The following is a 19,464-nucleotide window of genomic DNA, read 5'->3' as shown; positions in this document are numbered from 1 at the left end:
AAGGAAAAATGAAAAATAAGAAATTAAACACGAAAGCGATGATTATGATTTCAATGTTAGGGGCAATCGCTGCACTATTGATGTTTTTTGAATTAAGTGTACCTTTCATCCTACCATTTATTAAGCTTGATATCTCTGAACTTCCAGTTATGCTTAGCGGTTTTCTATTCGGACCATTGCTTGGGGCACTGAGTGCGGTTATCAAGATTGCGATTAAGCTCATTATCAAACCTACAAGTACAATGTATGTAGGAGAGTTATCTAATCTTATTTTAAGTATTGTCTACCAGGGGGTTGCTGCCGCGATCTATCGTCACTTTAAGACAAAGAAAGGGGCAATGATTGGGCTAGCTGTTTCAACTTTAACGACAAGTGTATTATCCATTGTATCCAACGTGTTATTTATTTTCCCATTTTATGTAAATGTGATGAAATTGCCAATGGCTGCCATTGTAGGTATGGCACATAAGGCTGCACCTTGGGTTAATGATGCGACAACTATGTTTTTAACAACCATCTTCCCATTCAATATCTTAAAATTTGGGATCGTATCAATTTTAACATTGCTTATTTATAAGCCATTAAGTAGAGTTATTAAGAAAAATATGCAGTAAAAGGGTATCCTCATATTTATGAGGATGTCTTTTTTATAAATATTAATTATTATTTTAGATATTTCATAATTTATAAAAAATTGTTATTGATTATTGTGAGAATAAATTGTATTCTAAAGAATATAAAATGGGGGAAAACTATCGTGGTAAAAGTAGTAAAATTTGGTGGCTCATCTTTAGCCGATGCCAATCAGTTTAAAAAAGTAAAAAGAATTATTAAGTCAGATAAAGATAGACGCTATGTTATTCCTAGTGCTCCTGGGAAGAGAAATAAGGATGATACTAAAGTTACAGATTTATTGATTCTTTCTTATTCTCACAGAAACGAAGAAGATTTTGAACAGATTTTTGATGAAATTAAAGGACGCTATGATGAAATTATTGCTGGTTTAAAACTTGATTATTCTTTAGATGAAGAATTTATCAAGATTAAAGAAGCAATTAAAAATAAAGCAAGCTTTGATTATGTAGTCAGCAGAGGAGAATATCTAAATGGGCTATTATTATCAAAGTATCTTGATATTGATTTTGTAGATGCTGCTGACGTTATTCGTATTGATAGTAAAGGGAACTACGATGCAGAGCAGACTGATGATCTATTGAGAGATGCGCTTGCTAAACATGAATACGCAGTTATTCCTGGATTCTATGGAAGAAAGAATGATCATAGTGGAGAAATTCAGGCTTTCTCTAGAGGTGGTTCTGATGTTACAGGATCAATTGTCGCAAAGTGTGCGAATGCAAACTTATATGAGAACTGGACTGATGTTTCAGGTTTCTTGATTGCAGATCCACGTATTGTTAAAGATCCATTGCCAATTGATTCAATCACATATGGAGAATTAAGAGAACTTTCTTATATGGGTGCTAGTGTTCTTCATGAAAATTCTATTTTCCCTGTTAGAAAAGCAGGTATTCCTATTAATATCAAAAATACCAATGCCCCTGAAGATCCAGGTACATTGATTGTAGAAAGTACAGTACATAGACCAACTCACATTATTACTGGTTTAGCTGGTAAGAAAGGTTTTGCGACTGTCACTATTGAAAAAGATATGATGAACTCAGAAGTTGGCTTTGGCAGAAAAGTACTTCAGGTCTTTGAAGAATATGGTCTTTCATTTGAACATATGCCTTCAGGCATTGATACAATGACAATTGTTGTGAATACAAAAGAATTTGTACCTCATGAACAGGAAATCCTTGCTGGCATCCACCGTGCTGTTAATCCTGATCGCATTGACCTTGAATCTGATTTAGCCCTAATCGCAATCGTAGGTCGTGGTATGAAGGCAAGCCGTGGTACTGCCGCAAAAGTATTTAATGCATTAGCTAAAAAGAAAATTAATATTAAGATGATTGATCAGGGATCATCTGAACAAAATATCATTGTTGGAGTAAGAAATGTCTACTTCAATGAAGCAATCAAAGCCATCTATGATGCCTTTGTAGAAAGAGAAGATCTTGCATAGATCTTCTTTTTTCATATAAAAAATATCATATCTTTTGTATTTCAAAACACTCAAAGATATGATAATATTTATATATTGAAATTCAAAATAAAGGAGATGGTCCCATGGGATACGTATTGCTTTTTATTGCATTATTATTTTTCGCATTGCTTTTTGGATATAAGTTATTTTATTATCGTAGAAGAAATATCAATCGTGCGAGTTATTATCTATCAGGACTGATCTTGATTTTATTATTCACTATTCTTTATATATTAAATTTTATCGTCGATTTGTCAGGGTTTGATACAAGTCTTGTCTATATATTCTTATGTATGTTTTATGCGGTTGCAGTTGTTGCAGTGGTCTTTGTAGTTAGATATGTTGCTTTTTATCTCTTGAACTTTATGAGAGAAATTAATAGAAAATAGCGTGTATTTCTTATATAATGATGTTTATATTAGGGGGATATTACTATGAATTTAAGAGGTAAACATTTTTTAACGCTAAAAGATTACTCTAAAGAAGAAATTCTTTATTTGGTTGATTTAGCCGCAAAACTTAAAGAAAAGAAGAAAGCTGGCCAGATTGGTCATGAATTAGAAGGAAAGAATATTGTATTATTATTTGAGAAGACATCTACTAGAACAAGATGTTCATTTGAAGTGGCTGCCAATGATGAAGGGGCACATGTAACATACCTTTCCAATTCACAGATGGGAACTAAGGAATCTATTGAAGATACTGCTAAAGTACTTGGTAGAATGTATGATGGTATTGAATTTAGAGGCTCTAGTCAGAAGACAGTAGAAGATCTAGCTAAATATTCTGGTGCGGTTGTATGGAATGGATTGACTGATGTTGATCATCCTACTCAGACATTGGCAGATTTCTTGACAATCAAGGAACATTTAAATAAGCCATTGAATGAAGTGAAATTTGTATTTACTGGAGATATCAGAAACAATGTTGCTTATGGACTTGCTTATGGAGCATGTAAAGTCGGTATGGATTTCGTGTTGCTTGGTCCTGGTTCTCTTCATGTAGATGAGGAAGTAAAAGCATATTGTGAACAGGCTGCTAAAGAATCTGGTGGTAAGTTTACAATTACTAGCGATGTAGAAGCTGTAAAAGATGCTGATGTCATCTACACTGATATCTGGGTATCAATGGGTGAAGATGAATCACTTTATAAGCCAAGAGTAGAAATGCTTTCTCCATATAAGGTTACAAAAGAACTTATGGCACGTACTGGCAAGAAGGAAACATTGTTTATGCACTGCCTTCCATCATTCCATGATTTCAATACCGCTTTAGCTAAGAGAAAACATGAAGAAGGACTTGATATTAGAGAAGTAGAAGACGAAGTCTTCAGAAGCAGTCAGTCCGTTGTCTTTGATGAAGCAGAAAACAGAATGCATACAATTAAAGCAGTGATGGTTGCTACATTAGGCAAATAAAAAGGATCTTTCGATCCTTTTTTATTTTATGAATACATATTGATGATCATTAGAATGCTCTTCACTATAACGATAGCCTAATTCATTGAAGGCTTTGATATCTTCTTTATTCTGAATATTATTTTCTGCAAGATATCTTACCATTTCACCTCGCGCCATCTTTGCGAAAGTACCTTTCTGTTTAATCTTCCCATCAATCTCTTCTCCAAAGATTAAGGTGATCATTTGATCTTCATCATGAAGATAAGGTGTAATGGTCTGTGCATATTCTTTTGATGCAAGATTGATAATCAGATGATCATCTTCAATGATTTCATCATAGATCACCTTTCCCCAAAAATCATAGAGACTATTGTTTTCATTGATATCCAATGCTGCTTTCATTTCTAAGCGATAAGGAACAATGCCATCAAAAGGAGCAAGCGTTCCATAGAATCCAGAAATAATACGCAAGTGTTTTTGGATATAATCCAAGGCATCCTTACTAAAGACATGAGGCGCCATTGTGGTATACTGCAAGCCAGTATAAGTGAGAATGGCAGGAGTAAGGTGCTCAGTCAATGAGACTGTCTTTAAGTTTTCATGGTTCATAAAAGCAATCTTGTCACTACATTTCCATATGTCCTTGAGCTGTCGCAGATTCTTCTTTTTTAAGAAAGAAAGCAGCTCTTCGCTTTTTTTAAGGAATACGGGAAGCCGACTGATCGGGAAGTCTTCTTCATTGACCTTCATCCTTTTAGAAGGTGAAATAATAATTCTCATAAAAGTTCACCAAGCATATCTTCAGCATTTGATTTTGCTTTAACTTTCTCAAATGCCTTTGCAATCATGCCTTTCTCATCAATAAGGTAGGTACTTCTTACAATACCCATATAAGTACGTCCATACATCTTTTTTTCTTTCCAGACATCATAGGCTTGAATAACTTCACATTCTGGATCAGAAAGAAGAGTAAAAGGAAGCTGATGCTTTTCCTGGAAGTTTTTATGCGAACGTACACTATCTTTGGAAATGCCGATCACAATAGCATCTTTTTCTACAAATTGTGGGTAAAGGTCTCTAAATGAACATGCCTGAGTTGTGCATCCAGCTGTATTGTCTTTAGGATAAAAATAGAGAATAATTTTCTTGCCAAGATAATCTTCTAGACTGTGCATTTGTCCATCTTGATCAGGAAGTGTAAAAGATGGTGCTTTTGTACCGATTTTTAACATAATCATCACCTCTTATTACATTTTACCACAATTTCATGCTTTTTCTTTCGAATATGCTTATGTATAATAAATAAAAAAAGGGGGTGAATACATGGTACATGTGGATGAAATAATGTCTTGTCATACAATAGATGAATCGATGATATTAAGAATGTATGAATATCGTCAAGGTGGTTATTACATCATTGATGGTGAAAAAGAAATGGTGACAAGAAAGATGGCTCATCTTCTTTTGATGTTCAGTCAAAAGGATCATCGTTATTTAAAAGAGACATTGCTGACACTTAAAGAGATTATACATGATCATGTTCCACCTAAAGATCTTCTTTTATTCTTTGAAGAAGGTATTGAGAAAATCTGGGATTTCTCATTAAAGGCGATTGTTAATGAAGAAATAAAAAGAATGAGGAGAGTTTTTGCACAGACGTTCTATAGAGAAGATCGTTCTATTTTAATAGAAGAACTGTTAAAAAGAAGAGATACGCAGTATCTCTTTGCTTATGGGACATTGATGAAAGGGGAAAGACATCATGTCTACATGAACGATGATGCTTTTATAGGAGAAGCATTTCTTTCTGGATATCAGCTGTATGAATTAGGAAAGTTCCCGGGACTAGTTAAAGAGGATGGATGTCTATTAGGAGAAATCTACCGTGTTGATGATCAGGAAAGAAAGATGATTGATCAATTGGAAGGATCAAGATATAAGATAGCTCATGATTTCGTATTAACTGATAATGAAGCTTACTATGTCTATTTTTATATTTATGAACCACCAGCTTATCGTCATTATCCAAAAAGCTATACGGTCAATGGCAAGTGGACTTATTTTACAAACTACCGTTATGTCTGGCTGATGTGCTATGATGTGAATTTGTCTCTAGAACATTTTATGACGCAATTGGATAATCAATTGATTATTCCTGTTCAAGAAAAGAAAAAAGAGCTTCCTTATGAGCTCTATTTTGCAAAAAAGAATGAGAAGTGGGATGGCGCTGCTGCTTATCTTGATATGAACAAGTTTGATTCAAGCTATGCTATGGGGTATCTGATCACAAGAAGTCAATATGAAGCTATTAAAAGAGAATACGGCGACTCTTATGAAGAACAGGTCCTAGGGTATGATTCCTTTGGTATTGCGGAAGTGGTGCTAACGGGACGCTACCGCTATGATGAAGAAAAGCCATCCATGCATTATATTGCAGAAATGGCTGATGGTTTAAGGTTAGGTTTTCAATTAGATGAAGATCAGCTTCATGATTATCTCTACTATTATAAAAAAATCAAATGACATTAGTTTTTGATGATTTTATGACATTTTTAATGATATAATATCATTAGATAGAAGAGATTGGTGGCGTATTCAATAAATTCCATACTTCATTTAAACAAACCTATAACCTAAATCATTCACTGATACTCTTTTAGAAGAAAAAAGATGCCTAGGCATCTTTTTCTGTTTCTTGAGATAATTTATCTCTTCTTCTTTTTAATAAGATTGTACAAATAATAATAATGATTAGTACACAAACTGATGCAGTAATGAATGTTGGAAGAAGTGCAGGTGTCTTAAACCATTTAGTAACCTTTGCAAGTCTTCTTAGTCCATAGAATACTGCCATTCCAGTTGTGGCAGAACCACCAATCGCAAATAATGCTTTAATCCACTTAGGTAGGATTTCCGCAAATAAAATAATGATAGATAAGAAAGCGATTGATACAAACACACTGATGACAAAATGCATAGTGTAACCTCCTTTATAAACATAAATAAAATACCATAAATGGTCGCTATTTGCAATAATTGATTTATGTGGAAAAAAGAATGATAATGTTTTATAATATCTCACATAAGGGAGGATGCAGTATGGCACGTAGAAAAAATACATACGCATATAGTCGATTAAATCCGAATGGTCGTTCTAGTTATAGAAGAAGAGGAATAAGATGGAATCGCATTATTCCTGTAGGAGGGGCTATTCTTTTTGTACTAATATTAGTTGTCGCTTTTAATTTTTCTCGTATGAGATTAATTGTAAAAGGATATTCATTCTCAGAACAGAATGAGATTCTAGAATTAACAAGTGATAAGATCAATACTATTCTTGAACAGGATAAAATGGATCATATTTCAACTTGGATTGAGAAATCAAAGAAAGTTAATTACTATGATGAATATGAAAAATATTATTCATATCATCAGAATATGAAATCAAAAGATGTTATCGCGACAGTGGATGAAATCTTTGATAACTATGTTAAAAAGATGCATGGTTACACTGATGATCAGCTATGGAAAATCTTAAAGAATGCAAGTATTGCTGACATGAAATATCTTTCTTCACATCATTATAGTTATAAGGATATGTCTCCTTATATGAAAGTGAAGGGATTTGTTTATCAGGATATGGATAAATATGTGGAACTTTATAATAAAGTAAAGAACTATAATTATGCGGTATTATATACTTCATATCCATTTATTGATTCTTCTAACAAGACTGATAAGCATTATAATATTAAGAATCCATCTTCATTGACATTGCTTGTTAAAAAGGGATTCTATTTCTCAAGCAGCTATAGACCAAAAGATCTTGTTAAGCCTGATGCAAAGTATCTTCCATCAAACAAGCGAAACAATGATAATCCTTATTTAAGAAAAGCTGCTTATGAGGCATTCAAGAAGATGTATAATGATGCTAAGAAGGAAAATCTTACTTTATTGCTTAACTCTTGTTATCGTGGATACAATGAACAGAAGGGAATCTATGAAGATATGCAGAAGAAGTATGGTGCACTTTATGCATCTACTAATGTGGCAATTCCTGGAAGTTCAGAACATCAGACTGGTTTAGGTATGGATATTACTTCTAAGAGTGTCGATGATGGGAAATCATTGGTATTTGGCAATACGCAAGAATATAAGTGGCTAAAGGCTAACTGTTATAAATATGGTTTTGTCATTAGATATCAGGGTGATAAGACAAAGATGACAGGTATTACAAATGAACCATGGCATATTCGCTACGTTGGTAAAGAGGTAGCTAAACAGATGACCGACAACAATTGGTGTCTAGAAGAATATGTACTTTATACTGGTAACTTGCCAGAAATCAAATAAGCATCTGAGATTCTCAGATGCTTTTTTAAGGAGATATTTATGTTAAGTATGGTTGAATATGTTCATGAACGCATGAGCACATATAAAAAAAGAGAAATCGGTGCAGATTTCACAATGGGAAAAGGCAATGATACGGTGTTTTTATCTGAACTGTGTGATCAGGTCTACAGCTTTGATATTCAGGATGAAGCCCTAGAGACTACTAGAAAGAAGCTTGTACATGATAATGTGAAGCTGATCAAAGATAGTCATGAACACCTTGATGATTATCTTTCTTCATTTGATATAGGTGTCTTTAATCTAGGATACCTGCCATCTTTCTCTCATGAAATTACAACAGTGCTCGCAAGTACCGAAGTTGCCTTAAAAAAAGCAATAGATGCCATGACGCAAGTATTATTTCTAGTTTGTTATATTGGACATGAAGAAGGGAAGAAGGAAGCCGCGTGGATTGATGAGTATGTTTCAGCACTAGATCATAAGCAATATAATGTTTCTACTTATAGAATGATGAATAAGCCTCTTTCTCCTTATGTAATAGAAATCCAGAAAAGATAAATACGACTGCTTAGGCAGTCGTATTTTTAGGAAACTAGGACATATTTAAAAGATCCATCTATTGGATAGCTGATTTCTTTATTATTGACGATATGAGTAAGCTGTCCATTTTCTATAAATCCATTCCAAGTAGAAACAACGACAACTTTCTTTGAAATTTCATCTAGAATATCTTTGAGATCTTCTTCGCTTCTGGCATAAAGCGCTGTTTTATTATCAATCAATAGGACATCAAAACGATAATTCTTTAAGAACTCGTCCATTGTATTCATTGTATCTTTAGTATTATTAGCGAATACTCTTGAAAAATCGACGATTGGGATACCAGTGTTTTTACTGTATTCGTGAATGATTTTTGATTTTCCGCTACCTGGTTTTCCAACGATCAATACGAGTTTAGAATCATTGTTTTGAATTTCACTTATGCTTTCGATTAATGTGTCCATGGGATCAATCCTCCTTATGTATTTCTTAAGTTACCTTTATTATACTAGAAAGCGTTTTCATAAAAAAGAATATTTGCTTTTTATTAAAAATAATATCTTTGTGCTATAATGGGCAACTAGGAGGCATGGAAATGAATGGTCAAATGATATTAGAGTTTGCCAAGACTATTCTAGAAATTCCTTCACCTACTGGCTATACACGTGATGTAATTGCTTTTATGGAGAAGAAGGTAAAGGAGCTTGGCTATAAGACATCTTTAACAAATAAAGGAAATCTTGAAATCTATGTAGAAGGGAAAAGTGAACATACTAAAGGATTATGTGCTCATGTGGATACTTTAGGATTGATGGTCCGCAGTATTCGAGATGATGGAACATTGAACTTTACTTTAGTAGGAAGTCCGCTTTCACCCACTTTAGATGGAGAATACTGTCTTATTAAGACAAGAGGAAATAAGACATACACAGGAACAATTCTTTCTGATAGCAGTTCTAAGCATGTCTATAAAGATTCAACTTCACTTGAAAGAACTGAGGAACATATGCATATAGTTCTTGATGAAAAGGTATCAAGTAAAAAAGAAGTGGAAGCTCTTGGCATTATGACAGGGGATTATATCTGCTTTGATCCTAAGACAACGATTACTGAAAATGGATTTATTAAATCTCGTTTCTTGGATGATAAGCTTTCAGTGGCAATCTTATATAATCTTCTAAAGGATTTTAAAGAAGAAGGTATTGTACCAAAGGATAATTGGATTATCACTATTTCTACTTATGAAGAAGTAGGACACGGTTCAAGCTATATTAATCCAGCTATCGAAGAGTTGATTGCGGTTGATATGGGATGTATTGGTAAAGATCTAAACTGCAGTGAATATGATGTATCCATCTGTGCAAAGGATTCAAGTGGTCCTTATGACTATGCACTAATAAGTGATTTTGTGGATATATGCAAAAAAGAAAATATCAATTTTGCGATTGATATTTATCCATATTATGGTTCAGATGTCAGTGCGGCACTTAGAGCAGGTGCGAACATCAGAGGTGGATTGATTGGTCCTGGTGTTGCCAACAGCCATGGTATGGAAAGAAGTCACATGGATGCAGTAATGAATACTTTCTCATTATTAAAACATTATATGGCATAAAAAAAGGCTTGCCTGGAAGGGCAGCCTCCTTTTTAGTTTTCTACAACAGTGACGTTTGAAGCCTGAGGTCCACGATCGCCTTCGACGATGTCGAATTCAACAGTCTGACCTTCTTCTAAAGTCTTGAATCCATCAATATTGATTGCGCTGTAATGTACGAAGATGTCTTTGTCATTACCTTCAGCTGTGATAAACCCATAACCTTTGTCAGCTTTAAACCACTTTACTTTACCTGTAGTCATTGCTATACTTCCTCCTCATAAACTTGCATAACGAGCCATACTTCATTCATATGTAAGCATTTAATATGCGAAATTGAATAAACGTATATTCTGTAAATGCTATCATTATTCTATCATAGTGAAACTTTAAAGGCAAATTTTTTGTTAATTTTAGACCATAAGTGAGATGAAATTGGCTATTTTTAGAGAAAGCATAAACATATATTCAAATTGACAAGTTATTGACTCTTCTTTGTTTAAAGTGTGACAAAATGAAGTGCAACTCAGTTGCATTTCCTCTTTTTTTTAGTACAATTGAATAAGAAAGAGGGGTTAATATGCTAAAGAAATATGCTCAGCTAATAGTTAGACAAGGTGTCAATCTTCAGAAAGGTCAAGATCTAGTGATCTCAGCTGATGTAGAGTGCGCACCTTTAGTAAAAGAAATCGCCAAGGAAGCCTACAAGGCAGGCGCAAGAGATGTTATTCCTGATTACAGTGATGAAACATTAACAAGATTAAGATATGAAAATAATGAAGTAGATTATTTTAAAGAAGTACCAGATTATATTAAACATCTTCGCAATGACTACGCATTAAAGCATGCAGCCATTGTGACTATTACTTCTGCTAATCCAGAACTTTTAAAAGGCATTGATCCTCAGAAAGTCATGGCAAGAAGTGTAGCCATGCATACGGAGTGCAATGTATTTTATGATCACTTAGATCGTATGATTGATCGCTGGTGCATTGTTGGAGCACCATCATTAAAATGGGCCAATAAGGTATTCCCTGATATGAGTGATGAAGAAGCGATGGAAGCATTATGGAATGCGATTTATCATGTCACTTATGTTGATACAGAAGATCCAATTGCAACATGGGATAAACACCGTCAGTCATTTGAAGAACGTGTAAAGATCTTAAATGAAATGAAAATCAAGACTTTACATTATACTAATGACTTAGGGACAGATCTTTATGTTTCAATGAATAAAGGTTACCTGTTTGCTGGAGGAGGAAGCTATACCACTGATGGTGTCTATTCTTTCCCAAATATGCCAACAGAAGAAATCTTTAGTTCTCCAGATTATCTTAAGACTGAAGGCATTGTCTACGCTTCAATGCCACTTAACTACAATGGCTCATTAGTAGAAGATTTCTATATTCGCTTTAAAGATGGACGTGCAGTAGAGTATGATGCAAAATCAGGAAGAGATACATTAGCTTCAATCATTGAAAGTGACGAAGGCGCTCATTACTTAGGTGAAGTTGCCCTTGTGCCATATGATTCACCAATTAGAGAAACTGGCATTTTATTCTATAATACATTATTTGATGAAAATGCTGCTTGCCATTTAGCACTTGGTAAAGGTTTTCCTGAATGTATTGAAGGTGGCTATGATATGAACTTTGATCAATTAAAAGAAAAAGGTGTCAACAACTCATTAACACATGTTGATTTCATGATCGGTACAAAAGATCTTTCTATCACAGCTATTACTGAAGATGGAGAAGAAAAGCCAATCTTTATTAATGGATGCTTCGCGTTCTAGATGCAGCAAGTGCTGCATCTTTTCTTTTTTATGATTCTTTGATAGTTTTTTGTGATTTTCCTTTGACAAATAACTAGTCTTGAAATATCATGTTTAAGCATGAGTTAAGGGAGGATGAATATGTCAGCATTTACAGATAAAGTAAGCAAAAGAAGAACATTCGCAATAATTTCCCATCCGGATGCCGGTAAAACCACACTTACTGAAAAGTTCCTTTTATATGGAGGAGCCATTCAGGAAGCCGGAATGGTAAAGGGAAAACAAAATATGAGACATGCAGTATCTGACTGGATGGAAATTGAAAAACAGCGTGGTATCTCTGTTACAAGTTCAGTTTTACAGTTCAATTACGATGGCTACTGCATCAACATTTTGGATACACCGGGACATCAGGATTTCTCGGAAGATACTTATCGTACACTTATGGCTGCTGATAGTGCAGTCATGGTCATTGATGGATCAAAGGGTGTCGAAGACCAGACAAGAAAATTATTTAAGGTTTGTGCAATGCGACATATTCCAATCTTTACATTTATTAACAAGATGGATAGGGAAGCCAAGGATCCATATGAATTATTAGAAGAAATTGAACAGGAATTAGGTGTAGAAACATATCCTATCAACTGGCCAATTGGCTGTGGTAAAGAATTCAAGGGTGTCTATGAACGTGAAAAAAGAGAAGTCATTCGTTTTGAATCCATTGCCGGAGGAAGAAAAGAAGTAAAGGAAGTTGTTACTTCTGTTGATGATCCTGAATTAAAAGAAGCAATCGGTGAAGATTACTTCCAGATTCTTCAGGATGACGTAGAACTTCTAGATGGTGCTGGTGCTGACTTTGATTTAGATAAAGTTCATCATGGACAATTATCACCAGTATGCTTTGGTTCCGCTTTAACTAACTTTGGGGTAGAACCATTCCTTGAACATTTCTTGAATTTTTCTGAAGCACCTGCACCTCGTAAGAGTGATATTGGAGAAATTGATCCAATGTCAGAAGAATTCAGTGCCTTTGTGTTTAAGATTCAGGCAAACATGAATTCTCGTCATAGAGATAGAATGGCCTTCATGAGAATCACTTCAGGTACTTTTACAAAAGGTATGGAAGTTTATCATATGCAAGGTAAAAAGAAGATTAAGCTTAATCAGTCTAAGAGCTTGATGGCTGATGAACGTGAAGAAATCCAGGAAGCTTACTCTGGAGATATCATCGGGGTCTTTGATCCAGGAATCTTCTCTATTGGTGATACAATTCTAACTGGTAAAAAGAAATTCCAGTTTGAAGGTATTCCAACATTCGCACCAGAACACTTCGCCCGTATCAGAAACACTGATACGATGAAACGTAAACAGTTCGTAAAAGGTATCACTCAGATTGCTCAGGAAGGAGCTATTCAGATCTTTACTGAACTTGGTGGCGGTATGGAAGAAATTATCGTCGGTGTTGTTGGTGTTCTTCAGTTTGAAGTATTAGCCTACAGACTTAAGAATGAATATAATGTAGAAATCGTCAATACACCATTGCCATATCAGTTTATCAGATGGATTGATAATACAGATATTGATGTGAAGACATTGAACCTTTCATCTGATACAAAATATGTACAGGATTTAAAAGGAAAGACATTATTGTTATTCTCTAATACTTGGGGAATTAATTGGGCTACAGATCGTAATCCAGGTCTTGAGCTTTCTGAATTCTCACAGAACTAAACACAGGCTATGCCTGTGTTTTTATGATATACTCTTTTAAAGGAGGCAAGGATAATGAAAATTGTGGCAGCATTTGATTCGTTTAAAGAAAGCATGAGTGCCTATGAAGCAGGGGTGGCCGTTCAAAGAGCGACTGATCATGAAGTGATTATTAAGCCGATGGCTGATGGCGGAGAAGGAACACTTGAGGCTATCAAGTCATTCTTGAAAGGGGATATTCATAACCTAGAGGTTCATGGCCCTTTTAATAAAACAAAAGCATCGCTTCTTATTGCAGATAAGATTGCGATTATTGAATGTGCCCAGGCCTGTGGACTTGATCTTGTTGCTGAGGATAAGAGAAATGGCAGCAAGACAACGACCAGAGGGATAGGTGATATGGTGCGCTATGCATATGATCATGGAGCAAGAGAGTTTATTATTACCTTGGGTGGATCTTCTACCAATGATGGAGGAGCAGGTTTTCTTTCTTCATTGGGTGTGGAGTTCTATAATAAAGACGGACAATTTATTCCTACTGGAGAAACATTGTCGTCGATTGAAGATATCCGTGTACCACAATTTAAATACATGTCCTTCAAGGGCATCTGTGATGTTAATAATCCCTTACTTGGAAAACAAGGTGCAACAATGGTCTTTGGTGCACAAAAGGGTGTAAAGGATCTAGAGCTTCAAGAAAAAGCGATGACACATTATGCCAATAAAAGTGCTGAAGTTCTCCATAAGGATGAACGCAATTATCCTGGTGCAGGTGCCGCTGGCGGATTAGGATTTGCGATTGTGGCCTATTTAAATGGAGAACTGGTAGGTGGATTTGATGAGGTGGCAAGATTATCTCATCTAGAAGAAGCAATCAAGGAAGCTGATCTTGTATTCACCGGAGAAGGCAGCATGGATCATCAGACACTGATGGGAAAGACCCCTCAGGGTGTATTGGAGCTAGCTAAAAAGTATAATAAGAAAGTCGTAGGGTTTGCTGGTAAAGTAGAAGATAAAGAGGCTTTACTAGAAGCTGGCTTTTATGATATAAGATGTATCAATCACGAAGAAGCACCGCTTCATGAATTATTAAAGAAAGGTGCAAGCAATCTAGAACAGGAAGTAAGAGAGTATCTTAAGCATTATGAAATATAAAGTTACACAGGAAACAGAATTGTTAAATTTTCTTTTAGAAGCAACATCAAAGAAAAGAAATGATTTAAAGAAAGCATTAAAGTTTAATCAGGTACTTGTCAATGGGAAGAGCGAAAGCTATCATGCTTTTCTTCTACATGCTGGTGATGAAGTAGAACTAGGAAAAAAATCAAGACAGGATCTTCCTTTCCCTATTCTTTATGAAGATAAAGAGATTATTGTGATCAATAAGCCAAGTGGCTTGGTTTCTGAACAGACCATGCATAATAAAAGTGAGACTGCTTTTATGATTGTTAATGGCTACTTGAAGAAAAAGAAAGAAAAAGCGTATCTTGTTCATCGTTTAGATCAGGATACATCAGGTGTTATGATGTTTGTGAAAAACAAGAAGCTCTATGAAGAGCTTACTCATAACTGGAATGATTATGTATTAGAAAGAAGTTATCAGGCGATTGTAGAAGGGACTATCAAGAAAGATGGTCGTATTGAGAATTATCTTTCTGAAAACAAGATGCAAAAAGTCTATGTTTCTAATAAGAAAGGGAAGAAGGCTATCACAAATTATCATGTCTTAAAGAATGTCAAAGGCTATACTTTGCTTGATGTCTTTATTGAAACAGGAAGAAAGAATCAGATTCGTGTTCATATGTCCTCATTAGGACATCCAATTGCTGGAGATCGAAAATATGGCGCACAGACGAATCCGATTAGAAGACTTGCGCTTCATGCGAATATCTTTGCATTTGAACATCCGTTTACGCATAAGACAATGACATTTAAGACAGAGATGCCAGAGACTTTTTATAAAGTGACAGGAAAATTAAAAAAATAGTTGACAGTCTTAAAAGAATTGATTATTATGTACAAGTAAATAAAAAGTGGAAAGAAGAAGTACCTGCTTCTCGCCCGATTGACTCAGTCGGTGGGCAAATGTCACAAAGATTATTCTTTAAGGACAAGTGGGTGCGCATGCGCTCACTTTTTATTTGAAAAAAAGCAATAAATGGAGGTGGCTTTTATCAGAAGGTATGACAGAACAAAACCAAAGAAAAATGAAGATTTGGTTAATGAAAGAATCCGATTTAAGGAAGTGCTTGTGATTGACAGCACAGGGGAACAGCTTGGAACAATGAGCTCAAGAGATGCTCAGCAGAAAGCATACGATGCAGAACTTGATTTAGTATGCGTTGCACCTAAAGCAAAACCACCAGTATGCAGAATCATGGATTATGGAAAATATCGTTTCGAACAGCAGAAGAAAGCTAGAGAAATGAGAAAGAACTCTAAACAGGTATCTGTAAAAGAAACACAGTTATCACCTACGATCGATGTTCATGATAAGAACGTTAAATTAAAACGTACTTTGAAATGGCTTGAAGCAGGTGATAAAGTCAAGATTGCGGTCAGATTTAGAGGTAGACAGATGGCACACATCGACATCGGACAGAAAATACTTGATGATTTTGTGGCAGAATGTGAAGAGTTCTGTACAATTGAAAAGCCAGCAAAAATGGAGGGGCGAACATTGACTGCGGTGCTCGCACCTAAGAAAAGCAAATAGTAGGAGGATATAATTATGCCAAAAATGAAAACTCATAGCGGTCTTAAAAAACGTTTAAAGAAGACTGGAAGCGGAAAATTAAAGAGAAGCCATGCTTACGTTTCACACTTAGCTGCTAACAAGACTCATAAACAGAAAAAACACTTAGCAAAATCTGGTACAGTACATCCATCAGATTACAAGAGAATCAAATCTAGAATCTAAGAAGTAGGAGGAAACAGGAATGGCAAGAGTTAAAGGAAACTATACAACTAGACGTAGAAGAAAGAAAACCATTAAATTAGCTAAAGGTTACTTTGGAGCTAAACATAAATTATATAAGACTGCTCATGAGCAGGTTATGCATTCAATGAAGTATGCATACAGAGATAGAAGAACTCTTAAGAGAGAAATGAGAAAATTATGGATTGCACGTATCAACGCTGCAGCTAGAATGAACGAAATCTCTTACTCTCAGTTAATGCACGGTTTAAAATTAGCTAACATCGAAATCAACAGAAAAATGTTATCAGAAATCGCAATCTGTGATCCTGAAACATTCACTACATTAGTTAATACTGCTAAAGAAGCTTTAGCAAAATAATTATTGAATAGAGGCTGTAATGAAATGATATTTCATTACAGCTTTTTTTTGCTACTATTTGGTGTACAGAAATGTTTTGCCTAGTATTTCATTTAATTCAAAAAGATATTAAAATGATATTAGGTGGTTGGAATGAGTGAAAAGGTGTTTTGTTATATAAAAGATAATTTACTGCATGATAAGCTGATGAGAATTTATCAGAATGTCAATTTTATCCTTTGTTCAAGCAAAGAAAGACTATTAAATTTCTGCAGACGCAATGAAAGCAGTATTGTTCTAGTAGAAGATGAACTTGATTTATTAAGTCGAGTAAAATATTATTCAAATATTTATGCTATATATTTTACACAAAATAATGATCATTATCTGGAAGCTATCAAATTAAGAGCAGATGATGTTATCCATGATTACAGTGAAGAAAGTCTAGAGGCCATAAGACTGCGCTTTTACTATTGTCGTCCCTTTAATCGCACGGTAGTGGATATTAATGTTGATGGGAATCCTTTAATCTTTAGTACACAGGAAATTTATGTGGTAGAGATGAGAAATCGCAAGGTGACTTTGTATACTTATTATGGAACCTATTCTTTGGGGCTTCATGCGTTTAGAAAAGATAAGAAATTTTTGTATAATCACCATTTTAGACAGGTGAGAAAAGGGATTTATGTGAACCTTATGCAAATCAGAAGTTTTAAAAATAATGTTGTATTGATGGGGAATAATTCATCCTATCATTTAACGAGAACTTACAAGCGTGATTTTGAAAGGGATTACGAAGAAGTGAGGGCAGGACTGATGGTAAAAAATAGATAAAAGTGTGTTGTCAACTGTAGAAATTAATGCTATTATTTACTCAGTTATACGACTGACGGAAAGTGGAAAGAACCACATGGAAGTATAATGTTAAGGAGTCGACCGTCTGGGCTAGCACCTGGATGAGTAGGCTCTTTTTTTGGTTTTAGGAGCTCTCATCGGGATGTGATAGAATAGTGACAGGGAGGATTAGTCATGTTAACTGATGTAGAAATTGCGCAGCAGACAAAAATGGAACCAATTGCTGAAGTAGCAGCAAAACTAGGTCTAAGCGATGATGATCTAGAACTTTATGGAAAATATAAAGCAAAGGTTTCGCTTGATACGCTCAAGAAGGTAGAAAACAATGAAAATGGAAAGCTTGTTCTGGTAACAGCAATCAACCCAACACCAGCTGGTGAAGGGAAGACAACAACAATGATTGGGTTATCTCAGGCACTTAACTTAATGGGAAAGAAATCCGTTGTAGCTATGCGTGAACCAAGTCTTGGTCCATGTTTTGGAATCAAGGGTGGTGCAGCTGGTGGAGGATATGCACAGGTTGTACCAATGGAAGATATCAACCTTCATTTCACTGGTGATATTCATGCTATTACAACTGCTAATAATCTTATTGCCGCAATGCTAGATAACTCTATTCAGCAGGGCAATCCATTAGATATCGATGTAAGACGTATTGTATGGAAAAGATGCGTCGATTTAAATGATCGTGCCTTAAGAAAAATTGTCATCGGTATGGGTGGCAAAATGAATGGTGTACCAAGAGAAGATGGTTTTGATATCTCGGTAGCGAGTGAAGTCATGGCTATTCTTTGTTTAGCGACTTCTCTTGAAGATCTAAAAGAAAGAGCAGGACGTATGATTGTTGCTTACAGCAGAAGTGGTAATCCAGTTACAGTGAATGATATTCATGCAACAGGGGCTGTCGCTCTATTATTAAAAGATGCCATTAAGCCAAATCTTGTTCAGACACTTGATCATACTCCAGTATTTGTACATGGTGGTCCATTTGCGAATATCGCTCATGGATGTAACTCTGTCATGGCAACTAGACTTGCTATGAAACTTGGTGATTATGCCATTACTGAAGCTGGTTTCGGTGCTGATCTTGGCGCTGAAAAGTTCCTTGACATTAAATGCCGTCAGGCCGGACTTAAACCTGATGCCGTTGTAATCGTAGCCACAATTCGTGCCTTAAAGATGCATGGCGGTGTAGATAAAAAAGATCTTTCAGAAGAAAATCTTGAAGCATTAAAGAACGGTATTGAAAATTTAAGAAAACATATTGAAAATATTAATAAGTATGGATTACCTTCAGTAGTAGCTATTAATGCATTCCCAACAGATACACAAGCTGAATTAGAGCTATTAAAAGAAATCTGTGAAAAAGATGGCGCTAAAGTCGCAATCTCAGAAGTATGGGCTAAAGGTGGAGAAGGTGGTCTTGAATTAGCTGAGACATTATTAGATGTACTTGAAAATGAAGAATCACATTACCATCCAATTTATGATCTAGATCTTTCTATTGAAGAAAAGATCAAGACAATTGCAAGTGAAATCTACGGGGCTAAAGATGTTGCTTTTACTAAGAAAGCAAAGACAGCTTTAAGAACATTAACTAAACAGGGATTGGATCATTTGCCAATCTGTATTGCTAAGACACAGTACTCATTATCAGATGATGCATCTCTACTTGGAAGACCTGAAGGATTCACAGTTACAATCAATGACCTTATTCCAAATACAGGTGCTGGATTTATCGTCGCAATCTCAGGTTCAATCATGAGAATGCCAGGTCTGCCAAAAGATCCAGCTGCTAATCACATGGATATAAATGAAGATGGCACAATTGTAGGATTGTTCTAGGAGGA

Annotated in this window: 22 protein-coding genes and 1 riboswitch; of the genes, 17 read left to right on the top strand and 5 right to left on the bottom strand. The window is 35.2% G+C overall.

The window, feature by feature from the left end; all coding sequences use genetic code 11:
* The first annotated feature begins 8 nt into the window (after positions 1-8).
* The 4 genes from J6L95_RS02170 (at position 9) to argF (ending at position 3,525) form a co-directional block, all read left to right on the top strand.
* Positions 9-614, top strand: coding sequence for an ECF transporter S component (locus tag J6L95_RS02170; protein ID WP_074623791.1), 606 nt, complete (start codon positions 9-11; stop codon positions 612-614).
* Between the two features lie 143 nt (positions 615-757).
* A complete protein-coding gene (locus J6L95_RS02165; RefSeq protein ID WP_031588492.1) occupies positions 758-2,086 on the top strand; it encodes an aspartate kinase in 1,329 nt (442 codons plus the stop codon).
* Positions 2,087-2,190: 104 nt separating this feature from the next.
* Positions 2,191-2,496, top strand: coding sequence for a hypothetical protein (locus J6L95_RS02160; RefSeq protein WP_287457978.1), 306 nt, complete (start codon positions 2,191-2,193; stop codon positions 2,494-2,496).
* 45 nt (positions 2,497-2,541) lie between these two features.
* Positions 2,542-3,525 carry an ornithine carbamoyltransferase gene (gene argF, locus J6L95_RS02155; protein WP_353806778.1) on the top strand — a complete coding sequence of 328 codons (984 nt, stop codon included), beginning with the start codon at positions 2,542-2,544 and terminating at the stop codon, positions 3,523-3,525.
* A 21-nt stretch (positions 3,526-3,546) separates the two neighbouring features.
* Here the strand turns inward: argF and yaaA are convergent, their stop codons facing one another.
* Positions 3,547-4,287, bottom strand: coding sequence for a peroxide stress protein YaaA (gene yaaA / locus J6L95_RS02150; RefSeq protein WP_287457977.1), 741 nt, complete (start codon positions 4,285-4,287; stop codon positions 3,547-3,549).
* Positions 4,284-4,739: a thioredoxin-dependent thiol peroxidase gene (gene bcp, locus J6L95_RS02145; protein ID WP_029070142.1), complete on the bottom strand. Its 456-nt coding sequence runs from the start codon at positions 4,737-4,739 to the stop codon at positions 4,284-4,286. The genes yaaA and bcp overlap by 4 nt, the downstream gene beginning before the upstream one ends.
* Before the next feature lie 91 nt (positions 4,740-4,830).
* Between bcp and J6L95_RS02140 the strand changes: the two genes are divergently transcribed.
* Positions 4,831-6,030, top strand: coding sequence for a gamma-glutamylcyclotransferase family protein (locus J6L95_RS02140; RefSeq protein ID WP_287457976.1), 1,200 nt, complete (start codon positions 4,831-4,833; stop codon positions 6,028-6,030).
* A 151-nt stretch (positions 6,031-6,181) separates the two neighbouring features.
* On the opposite strand, the gene J6L95_RS02135 is transcribed toward J6L95_RS02140, so the two are convergent.
* Positions 6,182-6,484, bottom strand: coding sequence for a hypothetical protein (locus tag J6L95_RS02135; protein WP_029072442.1), 303 nt, complete (start codon positions 6,482-6,484; stop codon positions 6,182-6,184).
* 122 nt (positions 6,485-6,606) lie between these two features.
* Between J6L95_RS02135 and J6L95_RS02130 the strand changes: the two genes are divergently transcribed.
* Both J6L95_RS02130 and mnmM read left to right on the top strand, forming a co-directional pair.
* Entirely contained in the window at positions 6,607-7,860 is a 1,254-nt protein-coding gene (locus J6L95_RS02130) for a M15 family metallopeptidase (protein ID WP_287457974.1), read from the top strand.
* A 39-nt stretch (positions 7,861-7,899) separates the two neighbouring features.
* The gene (gene mnmM, locus J6L95_RS02125; RefSeq protein WP_287457972.1) at positions 7,900-8,418 is read left to right on the top strand and encodes a tRNA 5-(aminomethyl)-2-thiouridylate-methyltransferase MnmM; all 519 of its coding nucleotides are present in this window, start codon (positions 7,900-7,902) and stop codon (positions 8,416-8,418) included.
* Positions 8,419-8,444: 26 nt separating this feature from the next.
* On the opposite strand, the gene brxF is transcribed toward mnmM, so the two are convergent.
* Positions 8,445-8,864 (bottom strand): BREX-3 system P-loop-containing protein BrxF, encoded by a 420-nt coding sequence (gene brxF, locus J6L95_RS02120; RefSeq protein ID WP_029072440.1) that lies wholly within the window; start codon positions 8,862-8,864, stop codon positions 8,445-8,447.
* A gap of 131 nt (positions 8,865-8,995) precedes the next feature.
* On the opposite strand from brxF, the gene J6L95_RS02115 reads away from it, so the two are divergent.
* Positions 8,996-10,015 (top strand): M42 family metallopeptidase, encoded by a 1,020-nt coding sequence (locus J6L95_RS02115; RefSeq protein ID WP_287457970.1) that lies wholly within the window; start codon positions 8,996-8,998, stop codon positions 10,013-10,015.
* Positions 10,016-10,047: 32 nt separating this feature from the next.
* Here the strand turns inward: J6L95_RS02115 and J6L95_RS02110 are convergent, their stop codons facing one another.
* On the bottom strand, positions 10,048-10,257 hold the full coding sequence (locus tag J6L95_RS02110) for a cold-shock protein (protein ID WP_029070136.1): 210 nt from the start codon (positions 10,255-10,257) through the stop codon (positions 10,048-10,050).
* 317 nt (positions 10,258-10,574) lie between these two features.
* Here J6L95_RS02110 and J6L95_RS02105 point away from each other — a divergent pair, with 317 nt between their 5' ends.
* The 9 genes from J6L95_RS02105 to J6L95_RS02065 all read left to right on the top strand — a co-directional run bounded on the left by J6L95_RS02105 (position 10,575) and on the right by J6L95_RS02065 (position 19,459).
* Positions 10,575-11,792 (top strand): aminopeptidase, encoded by a 1,218-nt coding sequence (locus J6L95_RS02105; protein WP_287457969.1) that lies wholly within the window; start codon positions 10,575-10,577, stop codon positions 11,790-11,792.
* A gap of 120 nt (positions 11,793-11,912) precedes the next feature.
* The gene (locus J6L95_RS02100; protein ID WP_029070134.1) at positions 11,913-13,502 is read left to right on the top strand and encodes a peptide chain release factor 3; all 1,590 of its coding nucleotides are present in this window, start codon (positions 11,913-11,915) and stop codon (positions 13,500-13,502) included.
* A 54-nt stretch (positions 13,503-13,556) separates the two neighbouring features.
* Complete coding sequence (locus J6L95_RS02095; protein ID WP_173438088.1) at positions 13,557-14,636, top strand: glycerate kinase family protein; 1,080 nt, start codon at positions 13,557-13,559, stop codon at positions 14,634-14,636.
* Positions 14,626-15,468: an RluA family pseudouridine synthase gene (locus J6L95_RS02090; protein ID WP_173438089.1), complete on the top strand. Its 843-nt coding sequence runs from the start codon at positions 14,626-14,628 to the stop codon at positions 15,466-15,468. Before J6L95_RS02095 ends, J6L95_RS02090 begins: the two co-directional genes overlap by 11 nt.
* A gap of 171 nt (positions 15,469-15,639) precedes the next feature.
* Positions 15,640-16,197 carry a translation initiation factor IF-3 gene (gene infC, locus J6L95_RS02085; RefSeq protein ID WP_029070131.1) on the top strand — a complete coding sequence of 186 codons (558 nt, stop codon included), beginning with the start codon at positions 15,640-15,642 and terminating at the stop codon, positions 16,195-16,197.
* A gap of 15 nt (positions 16,198-16,212) precedes the next feature.
* On the top strand, positions 16,213-16,401 hold the full coding sequence (gene rpmI, locus J6L95_RS02080) for a 50S ribosomal protein L35 (RefSeq protein ID WP_029070130.1): 189 nt from the start codon (positions 16,213-16,215) through the stop codon (positions 16,399-16,401).
* A gap of 19 nt (positions 16,402-16,420) precedes the next feature.
* Positions 16,421-16,780, top strand: a complete 360-nt coding sequence (gene rplT / locus J6L95_RS02075) for a 50S ribosomal protein L20 (RefSeq protein WP_029070129.1) — start codon at positions 16,421-16,423, stop codon at positions 16,778-16,780.
* A 132-nt stretch (positions 16,781-16,912) separates the two neighbouring features.
* Positions 16,913-17,593, top strand: a complete 681-nt coding sequence (locus J6L95_RS02070; RefSeq protein ID WP_287457968.1) for a LytTR family transcriptional regulator DNA-binding domain-containing protein — start codon at positions 16,913-16,915, stop codon at positions 17,591-17,593.
* Between the two features lie 38 nt (positions 17,594-17,631).
* A riboswitch (ZMP/ZTP riboswitch) is annotated at positions 17,632-17,712 on the top strand.
* Positions 17,713-17,788: 76 nt separating this feature from the next.
* Positions 17,789-19,459 carry a formate--tetrahydrofolate ligase gene (locus J6L95_RS02065; protein ID WP_287457967.1) on the top strand — a complete coding sequence of 557 codons (1,671 nt, stop codon included), beginning with the start codon at positions 17,789-17,791 and terminating at the stop codon, positions 19,457-19,459.
* Positions 19,460-19,464 lie beyond the last annotated feature (5 nt).

The sequence above is a fragment of the Kandleria sp. genome (assembly GCF_017934775.1).
GTDB classification, from domain to species: Bacteria; Bacillota_I; Bacilli_A; order Erysipelotrichales; family Coprobacillaceae; genus Kandleria; species Kandleria vitulina.
Note: the sequence above shows the minus strand (reverse complement) of the source record. Positions and strands in the feature narration are given on the sequence as shown.

Bases quoted from the DNA above. Each gene is read 5' to 3' on its own strand.
- J6L95_RS02140 (WP_287457976.1), top strand. From the start codon at position 4,831: ATGGTACATGTGGATGAAATAATGTCTTGTCATACAATAGATGAATCG.
- J6L95_RS02100 (WP_029070134.1), top strand. From the start codon at position 11,913: ATGTCAGCATTTACAGATAAAGTAAGCAAAAGAAGAACATTCGCAATA.
- J6L95_RS02160 (WP_287457978.1), top strand. From the start codon at position 2,191: ATGGGATACGTATTGCTTTTTATTGCATTATTATTTTTCGCATTGCTT.
- J6L95_RS02090 (WP_173438089.1), top strand. From the start codon at position 14,626: ATGAAATATAAAGTTACACAGGAAACAGAATTGTTAAATTTTCTTTTA.
- J6L95_RS02115 (WP_287457970.1), top strand. From the start codon at position 8,996: ATGAATGGTCAAATGATATTAGAGTTTGCCAAGACTATTCTAGAAATT.
- bcp (WP_029070142.1), bottom strand. From the start codon at position 4,739: ATGTTAAAAATCGGTACAAAAGCACCATCTTTTACACTTCCTGATCAA.
- mnmM (WP_287457972.1), top strand. From the start codon at position 7,900: ATGTTAAGTATGGTTGAATATGTTCATGAACGCATGAGCACATATAAA.
- J6L95_RS02130 (WP_287457974.1), top strand. From the start codon at position 6,607: ATGGCACGTAGAAAAAATACATACGCATATAGTCGATTAAATCCGAAT.
- rplT (WP_029070129.1), top strand. From the start codon at position 16,421: ATGGCAAGAGTTAAAGGAAACTATACAACTAGACGTAGAAGAAAGAAA.
- J6L95_RS02070 (WP_287457968.1), top strand. From the start codon at position 16,913: ATGAGTGAAAAGGTGTTTTGTTATATAAAAGATAATTTACTGCATGAT.
- rpmI (WP_029070130.1), top strand. From the start codon at position 16,213: ATGCCAAAAATGAAAACTCATAGCGGTCTTAAAAAACGTTTAAAGAAG.
- J6L95_RS02110 (WP_029070136.1), bottom strand. From the start codon at position 10,257: ATGACTACAGGTAAAGTAAAGTGGTTTAAAGCTGACAAAGGTTATGGG.
- brxF (WP_029072440.1), bottom strand. From the start codon at position 8,864: ATGGACACATTAATCGAAAGCATAAGTGAAATTCAAAACAATGATTCT.
- yaaA (WP_287457977.1), bottom strand. From the start codon at position 4,287: ATGAGAATTATTATTTCACCTTCTAAAAGGATGAAGGTCAATGAAGAA.
- argF (WP_353806778.1), top strand. From the start codon at position 2,542: ATGAATTTAAGAGGTAAACATTTTTTAACGCTAAAAGATTACTCTAAA.
- J6L95_RS02095 (WP_173438088.1), top strand. From the start codon at position 13,557: ATGAAAATTGTGGCAGCATTTGATTCGTTTAAAGAAAGCATGAGTGCC.
- J6L95_RS02105 (WP_287457969.1), top strand. From the start codon at position 10,575: ATGCTAAAGAAATATGCTCAGCTAATAGTTAGACAAGGTGTCAATCTT.
- J6L95_RS02170 (WP_074623791.1), top strand. From the start codon at position 9: ATGAAAAATAAGAAATTAAACACGAAAGCGATGATTATGATTTCAATG.
- J6L95_RS02065 (WP_287457967.1), top strand. From the start codon at position 17,789: ATGTTAACTGATGTAGAAATTGCGCAGCAGACAAAAATGGAACCAATT.
- J6L95_RS02135 (WP_029072442.1), bottom strand. From the start codon at position 6,484: ATGCATTTTGTCATCAGTGTGTTTGTATCAATCGCTTTCTTATCTATC.
- infC (WP_029070131.1), top strand. From the start codon at position 15,640: ATGGAGGTGGCTTTTATCAGAAGGTATGACAGAACAAAACCAAAGAAA.